The 24853-nt window shown below is 71.1% G+C and carries 26 protein-coding genes; 10 read left to right on the top strand and 16 right to left on the bottom strand.

The annotated features are described in order from the left end of the window. Window positions 1-21 precede the first annotated feature (21 nt). Complete coding sequence (locus tag ACZ4Z4_RS01285) at window positions 22-270, bottom strand: hypothetical protein (RefSeq protein ID WP_468320535.1); 249 nt, start codon at window positions 268-270, stop codon at window positions 22-24. Window positions 271-437: 167 nt separating this feature from the next. Between ACZ4Z4_RS01285 and ACZ4Z4_RS01280 the strand changes: the two genes are divergently transcribed. Further along, window positions 438-1043 (top strand): TetR/AcrR family transcriptional regulator, encoded by a 606-nt coding sequence (locus tag ACZ4Z4_RS01280; RefSeq protein ID WP_468320533.1) that lies wholly within the window; start codon window positions 438-440, stop codon window positions 1041-1043. Between the two features lie 159 nt (window positions 1044-1202). On the opposite strand, the gene ACZ4Z4_RS01275 is transcribed toward ACZ4Z4_RS01280, so the two are convergent. From ACZ4Z4_RS01275 to ACZ4Z4_RS01265, 3 genes are all read right to left on the bottom strand, one after another. After that, complete coding sequence (locus ACZ4Z4_RS01275) at window positions 1203-2123, bottom strand: aminoglycoside phosphotransferase family protein (protein ID WP_468322045.1); 921 nt, start codon at window positions 2121-2123, stop codon at window positions 1203-1205. Between the two features lie 83 nt (window positions 2124-2206). Then, window positions 2207-3190 (bottom strand): aldose epimerase family protein, encoded by a 984-nt coding sequence (locus ACZ4Z4_RS01270; protein WP_468320531.1) that lies wholly within the window; start codon window positions 3188-3190, stop codon window positions 2207-2209. Window positions 3191-3229: 39 nt separating this feature from the next. Further along, window positions 3230-4138, bottom strand: coding sequence for an SGNH/GDSL hydrolase family protein (locus ACZ4Z4_RS01265; RefSeq protein ID WP_468320528.1), 909 nt, complete (start codon window positions 4136-4138; stop codon window positions 3230-3232). Between the two features lie 341 nt (window positions 4139-4479). Between ACZ4Z4_RS01265 and ACZ4Z4_RS01260 the strand changes: the two genes are divergently transcribed. Then, a complete protein-coding gene (locus ACZ4Z4_RS01260) occupies window positions 4480-4974 on the top strand; it encodes a DUF3145 domain-containing protein (RefSeq protein ID WP_468320525.1) in 495 nt (164 codons plus the stop codon). Between the two features lie 57 nt (window positions 4975-5031). Here the strand turns inward: ACZ4Z4_RS01260 and fabF are convergent, their stop codons facing one another. The 5 genes from fabF to fasR form a co-directional block, all read right to left on the bottom strand. Then, complete coding sequence (fabF, locus tag ACZ4Z4_RS01255) at window positions 5032-6294, bottom strand: beta-ketoacyl-ACP synthase II (RefSeq protein ID WP_468320523.1); 1263 nt, start codon at window positions 6292-6294, stop codon at window positions 5032-5034. 70 nt (window positions 6295-6364) lie between these two features. Then, on the bottom strand, window positions 6365-6613 hold the full coding sequence (locus ACZ4Z4_RS01250; protein ID WP_468320521.1) for an acyl carrier protein: 249 nt from the start codon (window positions 6611-6613) through the stop codon (window positions 6365-6367). Window positions 6614-6685: 72 nt separating this feature from the next. Next, window positions 6686-7690, bottom strand: a complete 1005-nt coding sequence (locus ACZ4Z4_RS01245; RefSeq protein WP_468320520.1) for a beta-ketoacyl-ACP synthase 3 — start codon at window positions 7688-7690, stop codon at window positions 6686-6688. Window positions 7691-7718: 28 nt separating this feature from the next. Continuing rightward, window positions 7719-8630, bottom strand: coding sequence for an ACP S-malonyltransferase (locus tag ACZ4Z4_RS01240; RefSeq protein ID WP_468320517.1), 912 nt, complete (start codon window positions 8628-8630; stop codon window positions 7719-7721). 89 nt (window positions 8631-8719) lie between these two features. After that, window positions 8720-9859: a fatty acid biosynthesis transcriptional regulator FasR gene (fasR, locus tag ACZ4Z4_RS01235; protein WP_468322042.1), complete on the bottom strand. Its 1140-nt coding sequence runs from the start codon at window positions 9857-9859 to the stop codon at window positions 8720-8722. 163 nt (window positions 9860-10022) lie between these two features. On the opposite strand from fasR, the gene ACZ4Z4_RS01230 reads away from it, so the two are divergent. Next, window positions 10023-10685 carry a pirin family protein gene (locus ACZ4Z4_RS01230; protein WP_468320515.1) on the top strand — a complete coding sequence of 221 codons (663 nt, stop codon included), beginning with the start codon at window positions 10023-10025 and terminating at the stop codon, window positions 10683-10685. Window positions 10686-10704: 19 nt separating this feature from the next. On the opposite strand, the gene ACZ4Z4_RS01225 is transcribed toward ACZ4Z4_RS01230, so the two are convergent. Both ACZ4Z4_RS01225 and ACZ4Z4_RS01220 read right to left on the bottom strand, forming a co-directional pair. Beyond that, on the bottom strand, window positions 10705-11526 hold the full coding sequence (locus tag ACZ4Z4_RS01225) for a serine hydrolase domain-containing protein (RefSeq protein WP_468320513.1): 822 nt from the start codon (window positions 11524-11526) through the stop codon (window positions 10705-10707). 19 nt (window positions 11527-11545) lie between these two features. Next, complete coding sequence (locus ACZ4Z4_RS01220; protein WP_468320511.1) at window positions 11546-12028, bottom strand: GNAT family N-acetyltransferase; 483 nt, start codon at window positions 12026-12028, stop codon at window positions 11546-11548. 115 nt (window positions 12029-12143) lie between these two features. Here ACZ4Z4_RS01220 and ACZ4Z4_RS01215 point away from each other — a divergent pair, with 115 nt between their 5' ends. Both ACZ4Z4_RS01215 and ACZ4Z4_RS01210 read left to right on the top strand, forming a co-directional pair. Beyond that, window positions 12144-12566, top strand: coding sequence for a MerR family transcriptional regulator (locus ACZ4Z4_RS01215; RefSeq protein WP_468320508.1), 423 nt, complete (start codon window positions 12144-12146; stop codon window positions 12564-12566). Between the two features lie 5 nt (window positions 12567-12571). Next, window positions 12572-13588, top strand: coding sequence for an aldo/keto reductase (locus ACZ4Z4_RS01210; protein ID WP_468320506.1), 1017 nt, complete (start codon window positions 12572-12574; stop codon window positions 13586-13588). A gap of 18 nt (window positions 13589-13606) precedes the next feature. On the opposite strand, the gene ACZ4Z4_RS01205 is transcribed toward ACZ4Z4_RS01210, so the two are convergent. The 3 genes from ACZ4Z4_RS01205 to ACZ4Z4_RS01195 form a co-directional block, all read right to left on the bottom strand. Continuing rightward, window positions 13607-14488 carry a DUF4429 domain-containing protein gene (locus ACZ4Z4_RS01205; RefSeq protein ID WP_468320503.1) on the bottom strand — a complete coding sequence of 294 codons (882 nt, stop codon included), beginning with the start codon at window positions 14486-14488 and terminating at the stop codon, window positions 13607-13609. Window positions 14489-14563: 75 nt separating this feature from the next. Beyond that, a complete protein-coding gene (locus ACZ4Z4_RS01200) occupies window positions 14564-15775 on the bottom strand; it encodes an alpha/beta hydrolase (protein WP_468320500.1) in 1212 nt (403 codons plus the stop codon). A gap of 194 nt (window positions 15776-15969) precedes the next feature. After that, entirely contained in the window at window positions 15970-16629 is a 660-nt protein-coding gene (locus ACZ4Z4_RS01195; RefSeq protein ID WP_468320497.1) for a TetR family transcriptional regulator, read from the bottom strand. A 115-nt stretch (window positions 16630-16744) separates the two neighbouring features. Here ACZ4Z4_RS01195 and ACZ4Z4_RS01190 point away from each other — a divergent pair, with 115 nt between their 5' ends. After that, window positions 16745-18355 (top strand): MFS transporter, encoded by a 1611-nt coding sequence (locus ACZ4Z4_RS01190; RefSeq protein ID WP_468320494.1) that lies wholly within the window; start codon window positions 16745-16747, stop codon window positions 18353-18355. A gap of 203 nt (window positions 18356-18558) precedes the next feature. Continuing rightward, window positions 18559-18945 (top strand): peptidase inhibitor family I36 protein, encoded by a 387-nt coding sequence (locus ACZ4Z4_RS01185; RefSeq protein WP_468320491.1) that lies wholly within the window; start codon window positions 18559-18561, stop codon window positions 18943-18945. Between the two features lie 108 nt (window positions 18946-19053). Here the strand turns inward: ACZ4Z4_RS01185 and ACZ4Z4_RS01180 are convergent, their stop codons facing one another. Together ACZ4Z4_RS01180 and aceE are read right to left on the bottom strand one after the other, a co-directional pair. Beyond that, window positions 19054-19878 (bottom strand): potassium channel family protein, encoded by an 825-nt coding sequence (locus tag ACZ4Z4_RS01180; protein WP_468320488.1) that lies wholly within the window; start codon window positions 19876-19878, stop codon window positions 19054-19056. Between the two features lie 64 nt (window positions 19879-19942). Then, window positions 19943-22675 carry a pyruvate dehydrogenase (acetyl-transferring), homodimeric type gene (gene aceE / locus ACZ4Z4_RS01175; RefSeq protein WP_468320485.1) on the bottom strand — a complete coding sequence of 911 codons (2733 nt, stop codon included), beginning with the start codon at window positions 22673-22675 and terminating at the stop codon, window positions 19943-19945. Between the two features lie 367 nt (window positions 22676-23042). On the opposite strand from aceE, the gene ACZ4Z4_RS01170 reads away from it, so the two are divergent. From ACZ4Z4_RS01170 to ACZ4Z4_RS01160, 3 genes are all read left to right on the top strand, one after another. Beyond that, window positions 23043-23474, top strand: coding sequence for a DUF3052 domain-containing protein (locus ACZ4Z4_RS01170; RefSeq protein WP_398297326.1), 432 nt, complete (start codon window positions 23043-23045; stop codon window positions 23472-23474). Between the two features lie 187 nt (window positions 23475-23661). Beyond that, window positions 23662-24120: a peroxiredoxin gene (locus tag ACZ4Z4_RS01165; RefSeq protein ID WP_468320482.1), complete on the top strand. Its 459-nt coding sequence runs from the start codon at window positions 23662-23664 to the stop codon at window positions 24118-24120. A 113-nt stretch (window positions 24121-24233) separates the two neighbouring features. Next, window positions 24234-24809 (top strand): TerD family protein, encoded by a 576-nt coding sequence (locus ACZ4Z4_RS01160; protein ID WP_362994506.1) that lies wholly within the window; start codon window positions 24234-24236, stop codon window positions 24807-24809. Window positions 24810-24853: the final 44 nt, after the last annotated feature.

Here is a 24853-nt window from a genome sequence, read left to right as displayed (position 1 = left end):
GCGGGGCGCGTGGGGTGAGCGCTACGGTGCCTTCCGCCCGAACCGGCTGCGGGCCGCGGCCGCGAGCAGCGCACACCCGACCGCTCCGACCACGAGGTCGGTCCAGACCGGGGCGCCGGCCTTCCGCAGCAGGGCGGAGACGCCGAACGAGGTGTCCCAGCCGGCTTCCGTGATCGCGGAGCCGAAGCCCTGCACGAGCAGGATGAAACCGAAGAGGGCAAGAAGCCCCGCGGACGACGTCTTGGTCTTGGTCTTCGTCTTGCTGGCCACGTATCTCGTCTCCTCATGAGCGGCGCTACAGGTAGGGCGGTTGCGCCGCTTGTTCCGATGCGGTCGCATCACATCATGCACGTGAGGCGGGATACGATGCAACCGCATCGAAAAGCCCCGGGGCTCGCACCCCGCTCCCGCCCCCCGTAAGGAAAGGCACGCGAACCATGCCCAAGCAGGTCGACTACGAGGACCGCCGGGCCCGCATCGCCGAGGCGGTGTGCCTCCTGATCGCACGCTCCGGGATGGAGGCCGTCAGCCTGCGCGACGTGGCGACTGAGGCGGGGGTGTCGATGGGCGCGGTACAGCGGTGCTTCCGTACGAAGGACGAGATGCTGCTCTTCGCCCTGGAGGGCATCTCGCAGCGGATCGGCGACCGGGCGAAGGCACGCATCGCGGCGTCGGGCACCCCGGAGTCGGCCGTGACCCTGCTGGACCGCACGCTCTGCGCCCTGGCGCTCGTCGAGCCGGAGGACGAGACGGAGGCGCGGGTCTGGGGGGCGTTCGTCGCGCACGCGGCGGTGAGCGGCGAGTTGGCGAAGGTGCTGCGCGAGACGTACGCGAAACTCCACGAACTCCTCGTCTGGCTGATCGGCTACGGCCAGGACACGGGTGAGTTGACCTCCTCGCTGGACCCCTCCGCGGAGGCCCACGCCTTGGTGGCTCTGACGGACGGCCTCACCGCGCAGGTACTGGTGGGCCACCACACGCCGGAGTCGGCGCGGGAGGTGCTGAAGAGGTACGCGGAGGGCCTGACGGTGCGGGTGGGGTGAGCGGTCCCTCGCCTGCGGGCCGGTGGGGGCTGGTCGCGCAGTTCCCCGCGCCCCTGGGTACCCCGGCGTACCGTCGACCAGAAGTTCCCCGCGCTCCTGGGTGACCCGGCGGGCGGTCACCGCAAGGACCGGCACCTCCCTCGGCCCCGCCCGCGCTGATCACAGGGCTCGTGATCCATCTGCTGCTGAGTCCCCGGCGCTGAGCAGTCGGCCGATGACGCGGCGCGCGGTGTTCGCCATCACCGGGTTCGTCTCCTGGTAGTACGCGAGTTCCGTGGCGGCGATCGTGAGGGCCCAGCCCCGGCCGCGCGCCCACATGGCGTCGTCGGCGGCCGGGCCGAGCGCGGCGCGGAAGGTGCGGCGGGCCCCGGCGTCCATCAGGTACCACGCGGCGATCAGGTCGACCCCGGGATCCGCCGTACCCATGCAGCCGAAGTCGATGACGGCGCTGAGGCGGCCCCCGTCGACGAGGACGTTGCCCGGTTGCAGGTCCCCGTGCACCCAGACGCCGGGGCCCTCCCACGCCGGGGCGCGTACGGCGGCCTCCCACACGGCGGTCGCGGCCCGCCCGTCGATGAGCCCGCCGAGTCCGGCGATCACCTCGCGGGTGTGGGTGTCGCGCCCGGCGAGCGGGTCGCCGCGGTAGGAGGTGGGCGCCCCGGCCGCGTCCACCTCGCGCAGGGCGGTCACGAACTCCGCGACGTCCTCGGCGAACCGGGAGAGGAGGGCGGGCTCCGCGAGCGGCCGGGCCGGGTCCGGTGTCGTGCCGTCCAGCCACCGGAACACCGACCACGCGTACGGGTACCCGTCGCCCGGCCGCCCCTTCCCGAGCGGCACCGGGACGGCGACGGGCAGCGCGGGTGCGAGCCGGGGCAGCCACACCTGCTCCCGCTCCACGTCCTCGGCGGCGCCCGCCACCCGCGGCAGCCGTACGACCATGTCCGCGCCGAGCCGGTACATGGCGTTGGACGTCCCGGCCGACTCGACCCGCTCCACGGGCAGCCCGGCCCACGCGGGGAACTGCGCACCGACCAGCCGCCGCACCAGCCCCTCGTCGATGTCGGCCTCGTCGGCGTGCATCTTCCCGCTGCCCACATGTCCCCCTCGGTTCATCGCTCCGGCCCCGCATGGAAGCCGTCAAGGAGCCCGCGGGTCAAGGCAATTCATGAGAAGCCGTACACCGTCTCCGACGCGTACGCCTCGCCCGGCCGCAGCACCGTGGAAGGAAAGTGCGGCCGGTGCGGCGAGTCGGGGAACCGCTGGGTCTCCAGCGCGATCCCGCCGCAGGGCGGGAAGGGGAGCTCCGGGGCGAAGTGGTCCGCCGTGTACAGCTGAAGGCCCGGCTCCGTCGTCGCGACGGTCAGGGTCCGCCCGGAGCCGGGGTCGCGCACCACGGCCACCTCGACCGGCTGTGCCGTGACCCCCTTGTCCAGCACGTAGTTGTGGTCGTGGCCGGGCCCGGCCCCGCGAGCCGCACGGAAGTCGAACCGGGTCCCCGCCACGTCCTCGTACACCCCGGTCGGAATCCCGGCACCGTCCGTCGGGGTGATGCGGGAGGCCGCGATCCGCACCTCGTGCCCGAGGGCGCTCCCCGTCCCCGCCCCTGCGAGGTTCCAGTACGTGTGGTTGGTGAGGTTCACGACGGTCGGCGCGTCGGTCGTCGCCCCGTACGCGATCCGCAGCGCCCCCGCCCCGTCCAGCGAGTACGTCGCCGAGACCACGAGCCGCCCGGGATAGCCCTCCTCGCCGTCGGGGGAGACCCGCGAGAGCCGCACCCCGTGCGCGCCCGCGGGCTCCGCGTCCCAGACGTGCTTGTCGAAGCCGCGCTCCCCGCCGTGCAGCGCGTTGGGCCCGTTGTTCCGCGCGAGGGTGTACGTCCGCCCGTCGAGGACGAAGGAACCACCCGCGATCCGGTTCGCGTACCGCCCCACCAGCGCCCCGAAGTACGGCCCCGGGTGTGCCAGATAGCCGTCGAGCCGCTCGAAGCCCAGCGCCACCGGCACCACACGCCCCGACCGGTCCGGGACGTCCACCGACTGCACGATCCCGCCGTACGTCAGGACACGCACCCGCACCCCGGCCCTTTCCAGCGTCCAACGGTGGACGGGGCTGCCGTCGGGAAGCGTCCCGAAGAGTTCACTGCGCATGATCGAGACCCTAACGGGGCCCGCGCCAGGACCACCCCGCTAGGCGGCGGGCTTCCGCGACGTCACCTGTCGGTAGGCGATCTCGGCGAGCCGCGCCTGGCCGTTCTTGCTGGGGTGGAACCAGTCCCAGTGGCTCAACTGGTCGCCGTCGAAGCGGTAGTCGAAGACCGCCCCGCCGTCGTGCCGGCAGCGCCGGTCCTTCTCACACACCTCTTTGAGGACTTCGTTGTACGCGACCACACGGTCCCGCACCGCGTCCCGCCGCTGTGTCGCCCGCACGTCCAGGTCGTCCGGGTCCGCCAGCATGGAGGCGCAGATGCCCAGCTTCCACACCTGCTTGCCCAGCGGATTGGTCCGCCCCTGGGACCAGAGCCGCTTCAGGTCCGGCACCGACGCCACGTACACCTGCGCCTTCGGCAGCTCGCGGCGGAGCGTGCGCATCGCCTCCTGGAAGTCGGCGCGGAACCGCGCGACCGGCGTCATCGCGTCGGCCGACGAGCGGCAGGCGTCGTTGGCACCCGTCATCACCGTCACCAGCTCAGGGCGCTCGGCGGCGGCCTCCTCGACCTGCCCGGTCAGATCCGCCATGCGGGCGCCGGTCTTCGCGTGGTTCCAACTGTGCGTGGCGGCGCGCTCCTTCCCGAGCAGCCGCGTCGCCAGGCTGTTGATCTCGGTGTCGGTGCCGGTCGCCCAGGACGCCTCGGGGCAGTCGGAGAGCACCGAGCAGGCGTCGAAGCCGCGCGTGATGGAGTCGCCGACGGCGGCCAGCGAGCGGGGCGAGGTGTCCCAGGAGGGGGTGGGTTTCGGGGACGGCCGGTGGGCGGACGAGCCGCCGGGCGCCCCGGAGTTGCCGCCCTGCGCGTCGCACGCGGTGAGCGCACCGCCGCAGAGAAGGGCCGTCGTCGCGAGGGCGACGACGGCACGCGAGCGGTGCCTGCGGTTGCGCATCCCCTGCTCCCCTCGGTCGTTCAACGTGACGTCGTGCGCGTGGCCGGGGTTGCGCCCCGCCGGGTGAAAGGTCGGAGTTTCCTGGCCTTCGGACCGACGGTACGTCACACTCCTTGCGCCGCCGCACGGTAGCCTCGGCCCGTAGCCGCCGGGCCACTGCTGCCACGGCGGCGACAGGCGGGTGGTCCACCCGGTGGCGCCCCGCTGCGGTGGTTCCGCTAAATTACATCACGTCACATCTGTCCCCTTTTCCCAGGTTTATCTAGTATTTGGGGAAAACTGCTCGGCACGGGCGCGAGGCCGCTGGGGAAGGCGAACCTCGACCCACACTGGAGGTCCCGGTGACGACACGTGGAGTTCTGTACGTGCACTCCGCTCCGCGCGCGCTGTGCCCACACGTCGAGTGGGCTGTCGCGGGCGTGCTCGGTGCGCGTGTGAGCCTCGACTGGATCAGACAGCCCGCGGCGCCGGGCACCTGGAGATCCGAATTCTCCTGGCAGGGCTCGGTGGGCACCGCCTCCAAGCTCGCCTCCGCCCTGCGCGGCTGGGATCTGCTGCGCTTCGAAGTGACGGCGGAGCCCTGCACCAGCGCCGAGGGCGAGCGGTACAGCGCCACGCCCGAGCTCGGCATCTACCACGCCGTGACCGGCATCCACGGCGACATCCTGATCCCCGAGGACCGGCTCCGCGCCGCGCTGGCCCGCTCGCAGCGCGGCGAGAGCAACCTGGAGGCGGAGCTCGCCAAGCTCCTCGGCAAGCCCTGGGACGACGAACTGGAGCCCTTCAGGTACGCGGGCGAAGGGGCGCCCGTGCGCTGGCTGCACCAAGTGGTCTGACCCACGCGAAGGGGCCCCACCCATGGGTGGGGCCCCTTCGCGTCATGTACGGAAGACTCAGACGCTGCGGAACGCCAGGACGACGTTGTGGCCGCCGAAGCCGAACGAATCGTTCAGCGCCGCGATCGTGCCCTCGGGCAGCGGACGGGCCTCGCCGCGGACGATGTCCGCGTCGACCTCGGGGTCGAGGTTGTCGATGTTGATCGTCGGCGGGGCCATCCGGTGCTTCAGCGCGAGGACCGTCGCCACGGTCTCCACGCCGCCCGCGCCACCGAGCAGGTGCCCGGTCATCGACTTGGTGCTGGAGATCGCCATGTGGTCCACGTCGTCGCCGAACGCCTTGCGCAGCGCCTTGATCTCCGCGACGTCACCCTGCGGCGTCGAGGTCGCGTGCGCGTTCACGTGCACGATCTCGGCGGGCTTGAGGTCCGTCGTGTCGATCAGGTTCTGGAGCGCCGCGGCGATGCCGTTGCCGGACGGCTCGGGCTGCGTGATGTGGTGCGCGTCGGCCGAGATGCCCTGGCCGACGGCCTCCGCGTAGATCTTGGCGCCGCGGGCCTTGGCGTGCTCCTCGGACTCCAGGACGATCACACCGGCGCCCTCACCGAGCACGAAGCCGTTGCGGTCCGCGTCGTAGGGACGCGAGGCGCCCTGCGGGTCGTCGTTGTTCTTGGACATCGCCATCATGTTGCCGAAGGCGACGATGGGCAGCGGGTGGATCGCCGCCTCCGTGCCGCCCGCGACGACGACGTCGGCACGGCCGGTGCGGATCATCTCGATCGCGTAGCCGATGGCCTCCGCGCCCGAGGCGCAGGCCGACACCGGGGTGTGGACGCCCGACATGGCGCCCAGCTCGATGCCGACGTTGGCCGCCGGGGAGTTGGGCATCAGCATCGGCACGGTGTGCGGGGAGACGCGGCGTACGCCCTTCTCCTTGAGCACGTCGTACTGGTCGAGGAGCGTGGTCACGCCGCCGATGCCGGAGGCGATGACCGCGCCGAGACGGTGCGGGTCCACGTTGGTGTCCTCGCCTGCCTTGGCGGTGTAGCCGGCGTCCGCCCAGGCCTCCTTGGCGGCGATCAGCGCGAACTGCGCCGACCGGTCCAGCTTGCGGGCCTGCGGGCGGGGGATGACCTCGCCCGGCTCCACGGCGATCTGGCCGGCGATGCGGACCGGCAGCTCGGCTGCCCAGTCCTGCTCCAGCGTGCTGACGCCGGAACGGCCCGCGAGCAGGCCCTCCCACGTCGAGGCTGCGTCGCCACCCAGCGGTGTGGTTGCGCCGATACCGGTGACGACCACGGTGCGATTGGTCGAGTTCACAGGAAAATTCTCCACGGTGTTGAGGGGATCAGCGGCGCCACCGCCGGGTGGCGACTGAGCACGGCCTGGATCAGGCCTGGTGCTTCAGGATGTACTCGGTCGCGTCGCCGACCGTCTTGAGGTTCTTGACGTCGTCGTCCGGGATCTTGACGTCGAAGCGCTCTTCGGCGGCGACGACGACCTCGACCATGGACAGCGAGTCGACGTCCAGGTCGTCGGTGAAGGACTTGTCCGTCTGGACGTCCTCGACCGGGATGCCGGCGATCTCGTTGACGATCTCCGCGAGACCGGCGACGATCTCTTCCTGCGTGGCGGCCATGTTGGCGCTCCTTCTTGTGTATCCAGAGGGTGTGGCGTCGTGGGTGCGGACCGGGTGATCCGCACGTGATGCCTAGGGGAGGGTAACGACCGTGGCGGCGTACACGAGACCCGCCCCGAAGCCGATGACGAGCGCGGTGTCGCCGCTCTTCGCCTCGCCGGTCGCCAGGAGCCGCTCCATCGCGAGCGGGATCGAGGCGGCCGAGGTGTTGCCGGTGGTGCGCACATCACGGGCGACCGTGACGTGTTCGGGCAGTTTGAGAGTCTTCACCATCGAGTCGATGATCCGCTCGTTGGCCTGGTGCGGAATGAAGACGTCCAGGTCGTCCGCGGTGATTCCGGCCGCGTCCAGCGCCTGCTGGGCGACCTTCGCCATCTCGAACACGGCCCAGCGGAAGACCGCCTGGCCCTCCTGCGTGATCGCAGGGTACTTGGCGGGGGCCCCGCCGTTGCGGTACACGTCCCAGGGCTCGGTCTGCTTGATCGTCTCGGCCTTGTCGCCCTCCGAGCCCCAGACCGTCGGGCCGATCATCGGCTCCTTGGCCGGGCCCACGACCACGGCGCCCGCGCCGTCCCCGAAGAGGAACGCCGTCGCGCGGTCGTGCAGGTCGGTGAGGTCGCTGAGCCGCTCCACACCGATGACCAGGACGTACTCGGCGGAGCCGTCGACGACCATGCCCTTGGCCAGCGTCAGGCCGTAGCCGAAGCCGGCGCAGCCCGCGGAGATGTCGAACGCGGCGGGCTTGCCCGCGCCGATCTTGTCCGCGATCTCGGTCGCGATGGCCGGGGTCTGCTTGAAGTGCGAGACGGTGGAGACGATCACGGCACCGATCTGCGCGGGCGCGATGCCCGCGTCCGCGAGCGCCTTGCCCGACGCCTCGACCGACATCGCGGCCACGGTCTCCTCCTCGGAGGCCCAGTGGCGGGTCGCGATGCCGGAGCGGGAACGGATCCATTCGTCGGACGAGTCGATCGTCTCCAGGATGACCTCGTTCGGCACCACACGGGTGGGCCGGTAGCCGCCGACGCCCATGATCCGCGCGTACGGATGGCCCTTGCCGGCCTTGATCTTCGACATGCGCTACGGCTCCTTGTCTGTCGTCGGCTCAGGAATGCTCGGCGACGAGCGCGCGGGCCGCGTCGAGGTCCTCGGGGGTCTTCACCGCGAGCGTCTGGACGCCCTTCAGCGCGCGCTTGGCCAGACCGGTCAGGGTGCCACCGGGGCAGACCTCGATCAGCGCGGTCACACCGAGCTCCTCGAAGGTCTCCATGCACAGGTCCCAGCGGACCGGGTTGGCGACCTGGCCGACCAGGCGGGAGATCACGTCGGCACCGGTGGCGACCGTGCGGCCGTCGCGGTTCGACACGTACGGAACCGTCGGGTCGGCGGCGGTGAGACCGGCCGCGGCCTGCTCCAGCCGCCCCACGGCGGGCGCCATGTGCTCCGTGTGGAACGCGCCCGCGACCTTGAGGGCGACGACCTTGCGGACACCTTCGGGCTTGTCGGCCTGAAGGGCCTCCAGCTGTTCCAGCGTACCCGCCGCGACGATCTGGCCCGCGCCGTTCACGTTCGCCGGGGTCAGACCGAGCTTGTGGAGGTGCGGGACGGTGACCTCGGGGTCGCCGCCGAGCAGCGCCGCCATGCCGGTCTCCGTGACCGCGGCGGCCTCCGCCATCGCCAGGCCGCGGGTGCGGACGAAGCCCATGGCCGCGTCGTCGCTCAGCACCCCGGCGTACGCGGCGGCGGTGATCTCGCCGACGCTGTGTCCGGCGACGGCGCCCGGCGTGATGTCACCGAGTGCCGCGGCGGACAGCAGTCCGGCGGCCACGAGCAGCGGCTGGGCCACGGCCGTGTCGCGGATCGCGTCCGCGTCGGCCTGGGTGCCGTAATGGGCGAGGTCGAGCCCGATGGCGTCCGACCAGGCGGCGATGCGGTCGGCAGCACCGGGGAGGTCGAGCCAGGGGGTCAGGAAGCCGGGCGTCTGAGCGCCTTGGCCGGGAGCGACGAGTACGAGCACTCTTACACTCTCTCTTGTGGACGGCGGGGGCCGCCCGTGGGGACAGGGACGAAGAACGGCTGAGGGAATTGTAGGAGCTCGACAAAACCCTACGATTGAAGATCCCCGTCGGCCAGACGTCCCAGAATCAGCGCGATCCGCAGCGTGAAGGCGGAGCGCACATCGGAAGGTGACCAACCGGTGACGTCAGTCACACGTCGGAGCCGGTAGCGCACGGTGTTGGGATGAACAAAGAGCATCCGGGCCGCCCCTTCGAGGCTGCTCGCCTGCTCCAGGTAGACGCTCAGCGTCTCCAGGAGCGCGGAACCCGCCTCCTCCAGCGGTCTGTAGATCTCCTCCACCAGCTGCTCACGGGCCGCCGGATCCCCCGCCATCGCGCGCTCCGGCAGCAGATCGTCCGCGAGGACCGGCCGCGGGGCGTCCTGCCAGGCGGCACAGGCCTTGAGTCCGGCGGCCGCGGCCTGCGCGGAACGGGTCGCGGCGAGCAGGTCGGGAACGATCGGTCCCGCCACCACGGGACCCGCGGCGTACGGCCCGATCAAGGACTTCGCCACATGCAGCGGATTGTCGTTGCCGCCCGCGATGACGACCAGGCGGGTGCCGAGGACACCGGTCAGGACCTGCAATTTCGCGTGCCGGGCGGCGCGGCGGATGGCCTCGACGGTGAGCTCGCTGTCGCCGTCGGGGGCGGTGCCGAGGACCACGCAGACATGGTCGGGCGAGTTCCAGCCGAGCGCGGCGGCGCGCGAGACGGCGCCCTCGTCGGCCTCCCCGGAGAGCACCGCGTTCACCACCAGGGACTCCAGGCGGGCGTCCCAGGCACCGCGTGCCTCCGCGGCCTGCGCGTACACCTGCGCGGTGGCGAAGGCGATCTCGCGGGCGTAGACGAGCAGGGCCTCCCGGAGCACGGACTCGTCGCCGGGGGCCGCGACCTCGTCGATCGCGGACTCCATCACCTCGATCGTCGTACGCACCATCTCCACGGTCTGGCGCAGGGTGATCGCCCTGGTCAGCTCGCGGGGAGCGGTGCCGAAGACATCGGTGGAGATGGCCTGGGGGGCGTCCGGGTGCCGGAACCACTCGGTGAACGCGGCGATACCGGCCTGCGCGACCAGACCGATCCAGGAGCGGTTCTCCGGCGGCATCGCCCGGTACCAGGACAGCGTCTCGTCCATCCGCGCGATGGCCTGCGCCGCGAGGCTCCCTGACGACTTCTCCAGCCGCTTCAGGGTCGCGGTGTGGGCGTGGGCGGACCGGCGGGCGTCCTGGCCGGACTCCGGGCGGGATTCCCGGCGGGACTCCTGGTGGGCTTCGTTCGCTGAGGGTTCGGGCACGGGACAAGACTGCCTTATCGGGGCGGGGACGTGCGGTGCCGGGGCTACGGTGGGACGCGTGACAGACGTACGGCGCTCCGGCGACCGGTACCGCGGCGGGGAGACCGCGGCCGGCATCGAGTCCTTCCACGCCTTCTCCTTCGGGCCGCACTACGACCCGGACAACCTCCGCTTCGGCGCGGTCCTGGCCTGCAACGAAGAGCGCCTCGCGCCCGGCGCGGGCTTCGACGAACACCCGCACAGCCACACCGAGATCATCACCTGGGTCGTCGAGGGCGAGCTCACCCACCGCGACTCGGCGGGCCACGCGTCGCTGGTCCGCCCCGGCGACGTGCAGCACCTGTCCGCGGCGGGCGGCGTCCGCCATGTGGAACGCAATGACGGCGCGGCCCCGCTCGTCTTCGTCCAGATGTGGCTGGCCCCCCTCGCCCCGGGCGGCGACCCGGCCTACGAAGTGGTCCGCGGGATCGCCGACTCGACGCCGTACGCGGTGCCCCGCGCCGGGGCGCTGCTCCATGTGCGGCGCCCGGCGGCGGGCGAGCGGTTCGCGGTGCCGGCCGCGCCGTTCGTGTACGTCCATGTGGTGCGCGGCGAAGTCGCCCTGGCCGAGGAGGAGTTGGGGCCGGGCGACGCCGCGCGGATCACCGGCGGGGCGGGCCTGGAAGGGGTGGCCTCGGGCGCGGCGGAACTGCTGATCTGGGAGATGGCGGACGCACCCTAGCCGCCCCAGGGGCGCCCGGTCAGCCGCGCAGCTCGGAGAGCACCGCGTCCGTGAACGGGGGCCACACCTCGGCGGCCCACGGCCCGAAGGGCCGGTCGGTGAGCGCGACACAGGCCGCCCCCGCGTCCGGGTCGATCCACAGGAACGTCCCCGCCTGCCCGAAGTGCCCGAACGTACGGGGTGACGAGGAACTTCCCGTCCAGTGCGGCGTCTTGGAGTCCCGGATCTCGAACCCGAGGCCCCAGTCGTTCGGGTTCTGATGCCCGTATCCCGGCAGGACGCCCTTCAGGCCCGGGTACGTCACCGTCATCGCCGCCGCCACGGTCCGCGCGTCGAGCAGCCGGGGGGCCTGCACCTCCGCGGCGAACCTGACGAGGTCGTCGACCGTGGACACCCCGTCCTTGGCGGGCGACCCGTCGCCCTCCAGCGCGGTCGCGGTCATCCCGAGCGGCTCGAGCACCGCCTGGCGCAGATACTCCCCGAAGGGGATGTCCGTCGCCTTGGCGATGTGGTCGCCCAGCACCTCGAAGCCCGCGTTCGAGTACAGCCGCCGCGTCCCCGGCGCCGACGTCACCCGGTGCTCGTCGAAGGCGAGGCCGCTGGTGTGCGCCAGCAGATGCCGCACGGTCGACCCCTCGGGCCCGGCGGGCTCGTCGAGCTCGACCGCCCCTTCCTCGTACGCGACGAGGGCCGCGTACGCCGCGAGGGGCTTGGTGACCGAGGCGAGGGCGAACCGCCGGTCCGTGGGGCCGTGCGTCCCGACGACGGTGCCGTCCGCACGGACGACGGCCGCGGCAGCGGTGGGGACCGGCCAGTTCTCGATCAACGCCAGGCTCTGCATGCCCCCGAGCCTAAGCGCCCTACAAGGTGAGCCGCATCGAGGGGTCGGGCTTGCGCACGAAGCCGAGCGAGACGTACAGCGGCTCCGCCTCCTGCGACGCGTTGAGGTCCACGCTGGCCGCCCCCTGCTCACGGAACCAGTCGAGCAGCACCTCCATGCAGGCGCGCGCATGCCCCTTGCGCCGCTGGTCCGGGTCGGTGGCCACACTGAACACCTGGCCGACGCGGCCGTGCGGATTGCCGGCCCGCCCGATCCGGTACTCGACCGTCCCGACGGCCAGCGCCGCGAGCCCGCCCGGCCGCTCCGGATGGTCGATCACGAACGCCGCGAAGTTCCCCTCGGCCTCCGCGAGGCGGCGCCGCAGGGTCGGCACGGACTCGGCGTGCCAACTGGTGTCGGACGCGCCCCCCGAGTGGGCCGTGTGCACCGCATCGATCATCACCTGCCGCAGCCTGAGCAGTTCCTCGGCATCCTCTGGCGTCGCACGACGTACAAGACTCATGGCCGGGACCGTAGTGACCAGGGGGCGGGGCGTCTCCTGAATTTCCACCGCGGCCGCAGGTGCCCGCGGATTCCCCCTTGCTTGGAGTGCACTCCAGGGTTCTAGCGTGAGGGGCATGACGGTGACGGAGACCAGCAGCGCACCAGCCCGGCCGAACGGTGAGGACCGCTACACGATCAGCGAAGTCGCCGCCCGTACCGGGCTCAGCGCCTACACCCTGCGCTGGTACGAGCGGATCGGCCTGATGCCGCACATCGACCGCTCCCACACCGGCCAGCGCCGCTACAGCAGCCGCGACCTGGACTGGCTGGCCTTCGTCGGCAAGCTGCGCCTGACCGGGATGCCGGTGGCGGACATGGTCCGTTACGCGGAACTGGTGCGCGAGGGCGAACACACCTTCCCCGAGCGCCAGGAGCTCCTGGAGAGCACCCGGCGCGACGTCCGCGCCCGCATCGCGGAGCTCCAGGACACCCTCGCCGTCCTCGACTACAAGATCGACACATACGCGGGCGCCCGTCGGGCGTCGGAAGGGCCCTGAACACGATGACGGACACGAACATCACGAAGGTGCGACTCGGCGACGAAGGCCCGGAGGTCGGCGTCCAGGGCCTCGGCTGCATGGGCATGAGCTTCGCCTACGGCCCCACGGACACCGGCGAGGCCAGGGCCACCCTGGACCGCGCCCTGGACCTCGGCGTCACCCACTACGACACCGCCGACGTCTACGGCATGGGCGAGAACGAGAAGTTCCTGGCCCCCTTCGTCAAGGCACACCGCGACGAGATCGTCCTCGCCACCAAGTTCGCCCTGGCCATCGACCCGGCCGAGCCGACGAAGCGGCGCATCGACAACTCCCCCGAGTACATCCGCGCCAGTATCGACGCCAGCCTGCGCCGCCTGGAGACGGACGTCGTCGACCTCTACTACATGCACCGCCGCGACCCGCAGGTGCCCATCGAGGAGACGGTCGGTGTGCTCTCCGAGCTCGTCGCCGCGGGCAAGGTCAAGCACGTGGGCCTGAGCGAGGTCACCGGCGCCGAGCTGCGCGCGGCGCACGCCGTCCACCCGATCGCCGCCGTGCAGTCGGAGTGGTCGCTCTTCAGCCGCGACATCGAGCGGAGCGTGGTCCCCGCGGCCGCCGAGCTCGGCGTGGCGCTCGTGCCCTACTCGCCGCTCGGCCGTGGCTTCCTCACCGGCTCCTTCACCCACGCGGACAAGGAGCTCGCCGCGGACGACTTCCGCCGTCAGCAGCCCCGCTTCACCGGCGAGAACGCCACCGCCAACGCCGCACTCCTGGCCCCGGTCCGCGCCGTCGCCGACGCCCACGGAGCGAGCCTCGGGCAGATCGCCCTGGCCTGGGTCCAGCAGCGGGCCGCGGTCCACGGCCTCCCCGTCGTCCCGATCCCCGGCACCCGCAGGCCCGCCCGCGTCGAGGAGAACACCGCGGCCACACGCATCGTCCTCACCGACGACGACCTCGCCCTGCTCGACCCGATCGCCGCCGACGTCGCGGGCAACCGCTACGCCGACATGACCTTCACCTCGGCGGGCCGGGAGTAGCCGGCAGCGGCGGCCCGGTCAGAGCTCCGCCAGCAGCTCGGCCTTCTTCGTCGTGAACTCGTCGTCCGTGAGCAGGCCGGCCTGGTGCAGCTCGCCGAGGTGCCGGATGCGGTCCGCGATGTCCGCCGGATCGCGGCGCACGGCCCGCACCGCGGGCGCGCCCGCGCCGACGCCGTCGGGCAGCAGGGCCGGGCTCGACGCGCGGACCGCGGCGAGGACCGACGCGGCGAACGGCAGCGACTCGTGGACCGGGCCGTAGCCGAGGCCGAAGACGATGGCCGCCGGGTCCTGGTCGGGCTGGCCCGGCTGCTGCACCGGGGTCTCCCGGCGCAGCAGCCGCAGATGGCCCTCGAAGACCTCCGGGGAGCGCCATTCGATGCCGCTCAGGTCCGTGACGGGGAAGCTCTGGTCCCCGGCCTTCCACTTCGCCGACGACGCGCCCGTCCAGAACCAGCGGAAGGCCACCTGCTTGCCGTCGAAGGACGCCTTCCCGTCGTACGCCTTGAACTGGAGGGGCGCCACGGGGGCGGCCACCAGGAAGCGGTCCGCGGGCTCCTCGCGGTCCGGGGCGAGCTGCGCCCGCAGCTCGTCCGCGTAGTACTCGGCGAGCGTCTCCCGCTCCGCGGGCAGCACCAGGCGGTACGGGTCGCTGCCGTCCTTGAGCTGGCCCGCCGCGGCCTCCATCAGCGGATCGGCGCCCGGTCTCGGCACGGCGTGCAGCACCACGGTCCCGCGTTTGCCGGGGGAGAGCGTCACTGCCGCGATCGCCTCATGGGGGATGCGCCGCTCACCGAGAGCCTGGAAGAGCTTCGGCGTGCGGATCCCCCGTTCGAAGCGGATGACCACGGAGTCGGACTCGAACTCCCAGGCGGCATGAAATCCGGCCAGAACATCACCCATGCGGCTCATCGTAGGCGGCACGAGCGCCTCCGTCCCTCCTGCGGCGGGCCGCTGTTTCATCGATTTCTACGCGCGTCAGGCCGCCGCCGCGCCGGAAAAACCCTTCCGGCAGGCGTCGTCGTCGCTCGCGCACCGCACCGAGTGGTACGCGCCGGTGCCGATTTCCGCGAAGTTGCGCAGGCTCTCCGTGCCCGGCTCGAAATAGCCCGTGTGGCCCTGCGCGCCGGCCGCGGAGAGCACGCGCGCGCCGAAGCCGACGGCCACCGGGTCGGCGCCGTGGCCGAGCCCGCCGATCTCCATGTTCGGTACGTCCTGGATCCAGTCGTCGCCGTCCCGGGTGGCCCAGATCCGGGCCTTCGTACCCAGGTGCGAGGCCGAGTCGGCGCGCATGCCGGGGCTGCCGGCCACCGCGATGTCCGTGACCCGCGGGGGCAGCTTCCGCGCGGCCACACCGCACACCACGGAGCCGTAGCTGTGGCAGTACAGCGCGACCGGCGTGCGGCCGGGCAGGCCGCGCACCAGGGAGTCGAGGCGCGTGGCGCCGTCCTCGGCGCGCATCGCCGTCGCCGCGTCCACGCCGATCCCGACGGGCGCGGTGTAGTCGGCCCAGGCGATCACGGCGGTACGCGCGCGGGGGTCCACCGCACGCTCCTCGCGGTAGAGCGCCCTGGCCATGCCGACCGGCGCGGAGTACTTGCGGAACGTGCGCTCGAAGGTCAGTACGTTGGTGTCGACACCGGGCACGACCACCGACACGCGGCGGGCCTTGTCCATGTCTCCGAAGACCTCGGCCATGCGTCCCGCGCCCATGGGGTCGAAGGCGAGCACCTGGCGTCCCGGGCGCATCATCACCCCGAACCGCTTCATTCTGCGCTCGGCCTCCTGCTTCCCCAGCGGGGAGAGGCGGTTGTCGCGCATGCGCTGGCGCTCCACCTTGCGGGCCTGCCCCAGTGCGATGTGGTTGGCGCGGTAGCGGAGCCGGGTGGGCGCACCGTTCATGTTGCCGACCGCGAGCGGGTAGCGGGCGGCGAGCCGGTTGCGCTGCTGCGTGTCGAGCGAGGCGAAGAAGTGGGCGATGCGGCCGGCGGGCCCGTCCGGGTCGGGCAGCGCGCGTCCGTCGATGCTGCCCTTCTCCCAGGCGGTGAGCGCGGCCTCCAGAGGCGACGCGTCGCCTCTGTTGTGGCGCACGGCCGTCCAGCCGGTGGTGGCGAGCATGACGAACACGACGGCGAGCGCGAGCAGGGCACGCCAGGCGTTGAGTTGAGGGGAGGAGTCGAAGGAAGTCACTACGGAACACCCTAGGAGAATCGTGATGTTTACCGTGCATCGCGTGAGGCAGATCACGTTTCCGTAGGGGTAATTGAGGCAAAGCCGACACGGCGAGCGACCCAGGGTGTATGGGGGGCTGCTCAACGTAGGAGCGGCTCCGGCCGGTTGGACGGTCGACCGGACGGCCGGGCCGGGCGGTCGGCCGAGCGGCTTCAGAGGGTGCGGGGGGTGCGCCACTCCTCGGCCAGGGCGGGCCCCAGGTGGTCGAGGTACGTCTCCGTGAGATCGCGGATCGACTCCGGGCTGGTGTCCTCGCCCGCACCCCACAGCCGTCCCGTCACGCGCATGACGCCGCTGAAGGCCGCCACCGCCACGCGCGGGCGCGGGTCGCCGTCCACGTCGAGGCCCTCGCGCTCGGCGATCACGCGGGCGATCTCGTCCTCCATCTCGATGGAGCGGCGCAGGTGGACGGCGAGCAGGGCGGGTGTCGACTCGATCATCTGGTAGGTCCGCATGTGGAGTTCGACCGGGACGACCTCCTCGATGGACTGGCCCATCGCCTCCCAGGCGCCCAGCACGGCACCGCGCAGCGCCACCAGCGGGGCCTCGTGGGCGGGGCGGTCGCGCAGGGCGCGGACGAAGCGCGCCTCCACCATCTCCTGGACCGCGAAGGCGGCCTCCTGCTTGTTGGCGAAGTAGCGGAAGAACGTGCGCTGGGAGACGTCGACGGCCTCGGCGATCTCGTCGACGGTCGTCTCCTCGTACCCCTTGGTGGTGAAGAGTTCGAGCGCCACGCGCAGCAGGGCGTCCCGGGTGCGCTGCTTCTTGCGCTCGCGCAGCCCCGGCCTGGGGCTCTCCGCGGTCGTCTTCACACCAGGGTCCTCTTTCCGGCTGTTTGCCCGGTTCACCTTACCTGTGAGGCACGTGACAGTTACCGACTAGTGAAATGGTTTGTCAACTGTCAGACGCTGTCACTAACCTCGGCGCATGACTAGTCAGACCACCGTCGACAAGGCGGACGAGGCGCCGGAGCCCGTCTCCGTTCCGGCCCCGGCCAAGGGGCTCCGCGGCCACCCCTGGCTGACGCTCTTCGCCGTCGCGATCGGCGTGATGATGGTCGCCCTGGACGGCACCATCGTGGCGATCGCCAACCCGGCCATCCAGAAGGACCTGGGCGCCACCTTCGCCGAGGTGCAGTGGATCACCAACGGCTACTTCCTCGCCCTCGCCGTCGCGCTGATCACCGCGGGCAAGCTGGGCGACCGCTTCGGCCACCGCCAGACCTTCCTCATAGGCGTGGTGGGCTTCGCCGCCGCCTCGGGGGCCATCGGCCTCTCCGACACCATCCCGCTGGTCGTCGCCTTCCGCGTGCTCCAGGGGCTCTTCGGCGCCCTGCTGATGCCCGCCGCGCTCGGCCTGCTCCGGGCGACGTTCCCGGCCGAGAAGCTCAACATGGCCATCGGCATCTGGGGCATGGTGATCGGCGCCTCCACGGCCGGCGGCCCGATCCTCGGCGGTCTCCTCGTCCAGCACGTCAGCTGGCAGTCCGTCTTCTTCATCAACGTGCCGGTCGGCATCATCGCCGTGGTGCTCGGCGTGGTCATCCTCAAGGACCACCGGGCGGAGAACGCGCCGAAGTCCTTCGACGTCGTCGGCATCGCGCTGCTGTCCGCGGCCATGTTCTGCCTGGTCTGGGCGCTCATCAAGGCCCCGGAGTGGGGCTGGGGCGATGGCCTGACCTGGACCTTCATCGGCGCCTCCGTGCTGAGCTTCGCGCTCTTCGCCGCCTGGGAGTCGAAGGTCGCGGAACCGCTCGTCCCGCTGGCCCTGTTCCGCTCGGTGCCGCTCTCCGCGGGCGTGGTCCTGATGGTGCTCATGGCCATCGCCTTCATGGGCGGCCTCTTCTTCGTCACCTTCTACTTGCAGAACGTGCACGGGATGAGCCCCGTCGACAGCGGCCTGCACCTGCTGCCGCTCACCGGCATGATGATCATCGGCTCGCCGCTGGCGGGCGCGATGATCACCAAGGTGGGCCCGCGCGTCCCGCTGGCCGGCGGCATGCTCTTCACCGCCGTCGCCATGTACGGCATGTCCACGCTGGAGGCGGGCACGGGCAGCGGCCTCATGTCGATCTGGTTCGCGCTCCTCGGCCTCGGCCTCGCCCCGGTGATGGTCGGCGCCACGGAGGTCATCGTGGGCAACGCGCCGATGGAGCTCTCCGGCGTCGCCGGCGGTCTCCAGCAGGCCGCGATGCAGATCGGCGGCAGCCTCGGCACGGCCGTCCTCGGCGCCGTCATGGCGTCGAAGGTCGACAGCGACCTGCCGGACAACTGGGCCGGGGCGAAGCTTCCGCCGCTCAGCGAGGCCGAGCTCGACAAGGCCGCCGAGGCCGTCCAGGTCGGTGTGGCGCCGGTGCCGCCGAAGGCTCCGCCGTCCATCGCCGACCAGATCACCTCGGTCGCCCACGACACGTTCATGTCGGGCATGGGCCTGGCCTGCCTGGTCGCCACCGGAGTCGCCGTGGCCGCGGTCTTCGTCGCGTTCCTGACCAAGCGCGGCGCCAACGCCGAGGCGGGCGCGGGCGTGGGCCACATCTGAGGCCCACGCCGCCGCAGTTGTCGCGAGTCTCGGGGAAAGCCCCTCAGGGAGAACCTGGGGGGCTTTCGCCTATCAGGGTGGCGCGCCTGCGCACCCCTTCCGGCGGGCCGACCCGCGGGTCCACAGTGCAGACAGAAGATCCGCGCGGACAGAGGATCCGGGCGGACAGAGGATCCGCACACGGCATACGGGGGACGACACACATGCGTACGACCACGTTCACGACCACGCTCACGACCGTCACGGCAGCCGCACTCGCCGCGATCGTCCTCACGCCCACGCACGCCGGGGCCGCCGCCCCACCGACACTGCGCGGGTGCGGCGCCGGCGAGCTCTGCCTCTGGGAGAAGGCGAACTTCCACGGCACCCGCCATGCGTACGAACTGGCGGACATCGACATCGAGAGCTGCACCGCGCTGCCGGAGGGGGGCAGCGCGGAGGCCGTCGCCAACCGCACGGGACGGCCCGTGACGGTGTACCAGTCGGCGGAGTGCGCCGAGACCGGCGAGTTCAACACCTATCCGGGCAGCGGCACTTGGGCCCCCGAATCCCCTTATCGGGTACGGGCTTTCAAGGTCTGGGAGAGTTGAACGGGGGTACTCGCAAAACACCACGCGCAAGCGCCCCGGCTCACGCGGCCGTACGTGGTCGCGGAGTCGGCAGGATCGCGCGACGCTCACCGGGACGGGAGGCTCCGGCTACGCGCCGGGCTTCCCCGCTCCGGGCCGCGGCACCGCACCCACCTGCGGCGCCGGACCCGCCTGCGGCTCGGCGCCCACCGCTCCCGGCTGCGCACCCGACAGCGCCGTCACCTGCGCCCGCAGCGCCCGTACCTCGGCCGTCAGCGCCTCGATCGCGGCCGTCTGCCGCCGCTCCTCGGCGTCGTCCTTCTCGAAGCGGGCGATGAACCACGCCGCGATGTTCGCGGTGACGACACCGAGAAGGGCGATGCCCGACAGCATCAGACCGACCGCGAGCACCCTGCCGAGGCCCGTCGTCGGCGCGTGATCGCCGTAGCCGACGGTGGTCATCGTGGTGAAGGACCACCACACCGCGTCGCCGAGCGTCTTGATGTTCCCGCCCGGTGCGTCCCGTTCCACGGAGAGCACCGCCAGGGAACCGAACATCAGCAGGCCCACCACCGAGCCCACGACATACGTCGTCAGCCGGATCTGCGACGCCATCCGCGCCCGGCGGCCGACGAGAGTCAGTGTGGCGACGAGCCGCAGCAGCCGCAGCGGCTGAATCATCGGAAGGAGCACGGCACACAGGTCCAGCCAGTGGGTGCGCACGAACCGTCCGCGGTGCTCGGCGAGGAGGAGACGCACGACGTAGTCGACGGCGAACGCGCCCCAGACGCACCATTCCACCAACGAACAGGTACGCGTCACGGCCCGGCCGGCGTCGGGCAGCACGATCGGCACGGCGTAGGCGACGGCGAACGCCACCGCGAGCGCGAGGAGCGGGCGCTGGGTGCGCCGCTCCCAGCGGCTCTGTGCGGTTGGCGCCGGTTCTTCCTTCATGGGCGCATCGTAGAAAACGCCGAAGGACGGCGGGACCGTACCCCGCCGCCCTTCGGATGGAGTGTTACGCGTCGCCCCCGGCCGCGCCCGGGTCCGCGGCCGTGACGTCGAGGAGCTGGTAGCGGTCGATCGCCTGCTTCAGGACGGAGCGGTCGACCTTGCCCTCACGGGCCAGCTCGGTCAGCACGCCGACCACGATCGACTGCGCGTCGATGTGGAAGAAGCGGCGGGCCGCGCCGCGGGTGTCGGCGAAGCCGAAGCCGTCCGCGCCCAGCGACTGGTACGTGCCGGGCACCCAGCGGGAGATCTGGTCGGGGACGCTCCGCATCCAGTCGGAGACGGCCACGAACGGGCCCTCGGCGCCGGACAGCTTCTGCGTGACGTAGGGGACGCGCTGCTCCTCGTCGGGGTGCAGAAGATTGTGGCGCTCCACGTCCACCGCCTCGCGGCGCAGTTCGTTCCAGGAGGTCGCCGACCAGACGTCCGCCTTGACGTTCCACTCCGCGGCGAGGATCCGCTGCGCCTCGACCGCCCACGGCACCGCGACGCCGGACGCGATGATCTGGGCCGGAATGGCGCCCTGTTCACCAGTCTTGAAGCGGTAGATGCCCTTGATGATGCCGTCGACGTCCACGTCGGCGGGCTCGGCCGGGTGCTGGATCGGCTCGTTGTAGACGGTGAGGTAGTAGAAGACGTCCTCACTGTCGGGGCCGTACATCCGGCGCAGGCCGTCCTTGACGATGTGCGCGATCTCGTAGCCGAAGGCCGGGTCGTAGGCGACACAGCCGGGGTTCGTGGAGGCGAGCAGCTGCGAGTGGCCGTCCGCGTGCTGAAGGCCCTCACCGGTCAGGGTCGTGCGCCCGGCGGTCGCGCCCAGGACGAAACCGCGCGCGAGCTGGTCGGCCATCTGCCAGAACTGGTCGCCGGTGCGCTGGAAACCGAACATCGAGTAGAAGACGTAGACGGGGATCAGCGGCTCGCCGTGGGTGGCGTAGGCCGAACCGGCGGCGATGAGGGACGCCGTGCAGCCCGCCTCCGAGATGCCGTCGTGCAGCATCTGGCCCGTCGGCGACTCCTTGTACGCGAGGAGGAGTTCGCGGTCCACCGCCTCGTACTGCTGACCGAGCGGGTTGTAGATCTTCGCGCTCGGGAAGAACGCGTCCATGCCGAAGGTGCGGTACTCGTCGGGGGCGATCAGCACGAAGCGCTTGCCGATCTCCTTGTCCCGCATGAGGTCCTTCAGGATGCGGACGAACGCCATGGTGGTGGCGATCGACTGCTGGCCCGAGCCCTTCTTCGCGGCCGCGTACGCCTTGTCGTCGGGCAGCTGGAGAGGCTTGGCGCGCACGACGCGGGTCGGGACGTAGCCCCCGAGGCCCTTGCGGCGGTCGTGCATGTACTGGATCTCTTCGGAGTCCCGGCCCGGGTGGTAGTAGGGCGGGGCGCCGTCCTCCAGCTGCTTGTCCGTGATCGGGATGTGCAGCCGGTCCCGGAAGCCCTTGAGGTCGTCGACCGTCAGCTTCTTCATCTGGTGCGTGGCGTTGCGGCCCTCGAAGTTCGGGCCGAGGGTCCAGCCCTTGACCGTCTGGGCGAGGATCACCGTCGGCTGGCCCTTGTGCGCCTTGGCCGCCGAGAACGCCGCGAAGATCTTCTTGTGGTCGTGACCGCCGCGGCCCAGGTGCAGGATCTGGTCGTCGGTCATGTTCTCGACCATGGCGCGCAGCCGGTGGTCGTCGCCGAAGAAGTGGTCGCGGATGTACGCGCCGGTCTCGGTGGCGTACGTCTGGAACTGGCCGTCGGGCGTCGTGTTCAGCTTGTTGACCAGGATGCCGTCGCGGTCCTGCGCGAGCAGCGGGTCCCAGCTGCGGTCCCAGACCAGCTTGATGACGTTCCAGCCGGCGCCGCGGAACTGCGACTCCAGCTCCTGGATGATCTTGCCGTTGCCGCGCACCGGGCCGTCGAGGCGCTGGAGGTTGCAGTTGACGACGAAGGTGAGGTTGTCCAGGCCCTCGCGGGCGGCGATGGAGAGCTGGCCGAGCGACTCCGGCTCGTCCATCTCGCCGTCGCCGAGGAACGCCCAGACGTGCGACTTGGAGGTGTCCGCGATGGAGCGCGCCTCCATGTAGCGGTTCATCCGGGCCTGGAAGATCGCGCCGAGCGGACCGAGGCCCATGGAGACGGTCGGGAACTCCCAGAAGTCCGGCATCAGGCGCGGGTGCGGGTACGACGAGAGGCCGTTGGGCGCCTTGGACCTCTCCTGGCGGAACGCGTCGAGCTGCGGCTCGGTGAGCCGGTCGAGGAGGAAGGCGCGGGCGTAGATACCGGGGGAGGCGTGCCCCTGGAAGAAGATCTGGTCGCCGCCGTCGCCCTCGTCCTTGCCGCGGAAGAAGTGGTTGAAGCCCACGTCGTAGAGCGAGGCGGAGGAGGCGAAGGTGGCGATGTGGCCGCCGACGCCGATGCCGGGGCGCTGGGCGCGGGAGACCATCACCGCGGCGTTCCAGCGGGTCGCGTTCAGGATCTTGCGTTCGACTTCCTCGTTGCCGGGGAAGAACGGCTCGTCCTTGGTGGCGATCGTGTTCACGTAGTCCGTGCTGCGCATCTCGGGCACGGCGACGCGCTTCTCGCGCGCACGTTCGATCAGTCGGAGCATCAGGTAGCGGGCCCGCTCGCGGCCGCGTTCGTCGACCGCGGCGTCGAGGGAGTCGAGCCACTCCTGGGTCTCTTCGGGATCGAAGTCCGGGACCTGACTCGGCAGGCCGCCAATGATGATCGGGTTGCGATCGGATCCGGAAGCCACGCTGTTCCTTCGCTGTTGGGGCTCTCGCCTGCGGTGTGCTGGCCGTGCGGCGTTTCCCATCGTGTACCTCGCGGACGCAAACGTCATGTCTACCGATTGGTAACCGAGACGCTCATCCGGCCACCCTGGGGTAGGCTCGGCCCAAATCGCAACGATACGCCCAACGTGTCCAGCCGCTTCGCAGAGCCGTTCGGCCTCGTACAGGTGTGGCGGCAGTTGCGGCGACACGGTCGGGAACATCACCGTTTCGGCGGTCTCGACGGCCGGGTACTTGCGCGATCCGTCCCGCCCGTGTGGACTACGGCCAACGCCCCGCGCACGCGCGTGGCTGACAGGCATTCCCAAAAACATGATCAGGAGGCAATCCGTGAGCGCGACCGCGGACCACGCGGAGACGAACCTTGCCGTAAGGCTTGGTTTCCAGCCCGACCAGGTGGTCCAGGAGATCGGCTACGACGACGACGTCGATCAGGAGCTCCGCGAGGTCATCGAAGAGACCATTGGCTCCGAGCTCGTCGACGAGGACTACGACGACGTTGCCGACGCCGTGGTGCTCTGGTTCCGTGAGGACGACGGGGACCTGACCGATGCGCTGGTGGATGCCATCGCCTACATGGAGGAAGGCGGCTCGATCCTGCTGCTCACTCCGAAGACCGGTCGTGACGGGTACGTCGAGCCGAGCGAGATCGGCGAGGCGGCCACCACAGCGGGCCTCTCCCAGACCAAGAGCATCAACGCCGGCAAGGACTGGAACGGCAGCCGGCTGCTCACCCCCAAGGGCGCCGCCAAGAAGCGCTAGAGCGCCGGGCCCCGATGGAGCCCGCAGCGGCACCGCGTAACGACCGTGAGGCCCCCGCCGACGACCATCCGTCGGCGGGGGCCTCACGCGTGTGCCGAGCGCCCCGAAAGGCGTAGATCCCCGCAAGTAGGGTGGGTGTCACCCGAACGGCCCCACCCGAGGGGCCCCGTCGAAGGGATGCGCACTCATGGCGATCGAGGTGGGCACCGAGGCCCCGGAGTTCGAGCTGAAGGACAACCACGGCCGGACCGTGCGGCTCTCCGACTTCCGCGGCGAGAAGAACGTGGTGCTGCTCTTCTACCCGTTCGCGTTCACCGGCGTCTGCACCGGCGAGCTCTGCGCGCTCCGCGACGAGCTGCCGAAGTTCGTCAACGACGACACCCAGCTGCTCGCCGTCTCCAACGACTCCATCCACACGCTGCGCGTCTTCGCCGAGCAGGAGGGCCTGGAGTACCCGCTGCTCTCCGACTTCTGGCCGCACGGCGAGGTCTCGCGGGCGTACGGCGTCTTCGACAAGGAGAAGGGCTGCGCGGTGCGCGGCACCTTCATCATCGACAAGGAGGGCGTGGTCCGCTGGAGCGTCGTCAACGGCCTGCCGGACGCCCGTGACCTGAATGAGTACGTCAAGGCCCTCGAAACGCTCTGAGCAACCCCCGTTTTCGCTCGCGGCCGGGAACCGGTCACTAGGATCCACACGTTGATCCGATGGCAACGCAACGCTTGGGGCTCCCCGCCCCTGGACACCAATTGGGAGGACTCGTGGGAGTCAGCCTCAGCAAGGGCGGCAACGTATCGCTGAGCAAGGAGGCGCCGGGCCTGACCGCGGTTCTGGTCGGCCTCGGCTGGGACGTCCGCACCACCACCGGTACGGACTTCGACCTCGACGCCAGCGCGATCCTGACGAACGCGGAGGGCAAGGTCAGCAGCGACCAGAACTTCGTCTTCTTCAACAACCTGAAGAGCCCCGACGGCTCCGTCGAGCACACCGGTGACAACACCACCGGTGAGGGCGAGGGCGACGACGAGGTGATCAAGGTCGACCTGGCCGCGGTCCCCGCCGACGTCGAGAAGGTCGTCTTCCCCGTCTCGATCTACGACGCCGAGAACCGCCAGCAGTCGTTCGGCCAGGTCCGCAACGCGTTCATCCGCGTCGTGAACCAGGCGGGCGGCGCCGAGATCGCGCGGTACGACCTCTCCGAGGACGCCTCGACGGAGACCGCGATGGTCTTCGGCGAGCTGTACCGCCACGGCGCCGAGTGGAAGTTCCGCGCGGTCGGCCAGGGTTACGCCTCGGGCCTGCGCGGCATCGCGCAGGACTTCGGCGTCAACGTCTGAGCCGAGCACACCCCCGCGTCATCCGTCCGGCGCCGCACACGCAC

This window comes from Streptomyces sp. NPDC030245 (assembly GCF_055572995.1).
This window is presented reverse-complemented; position numbering and strand designations above follow the sequence as displayed.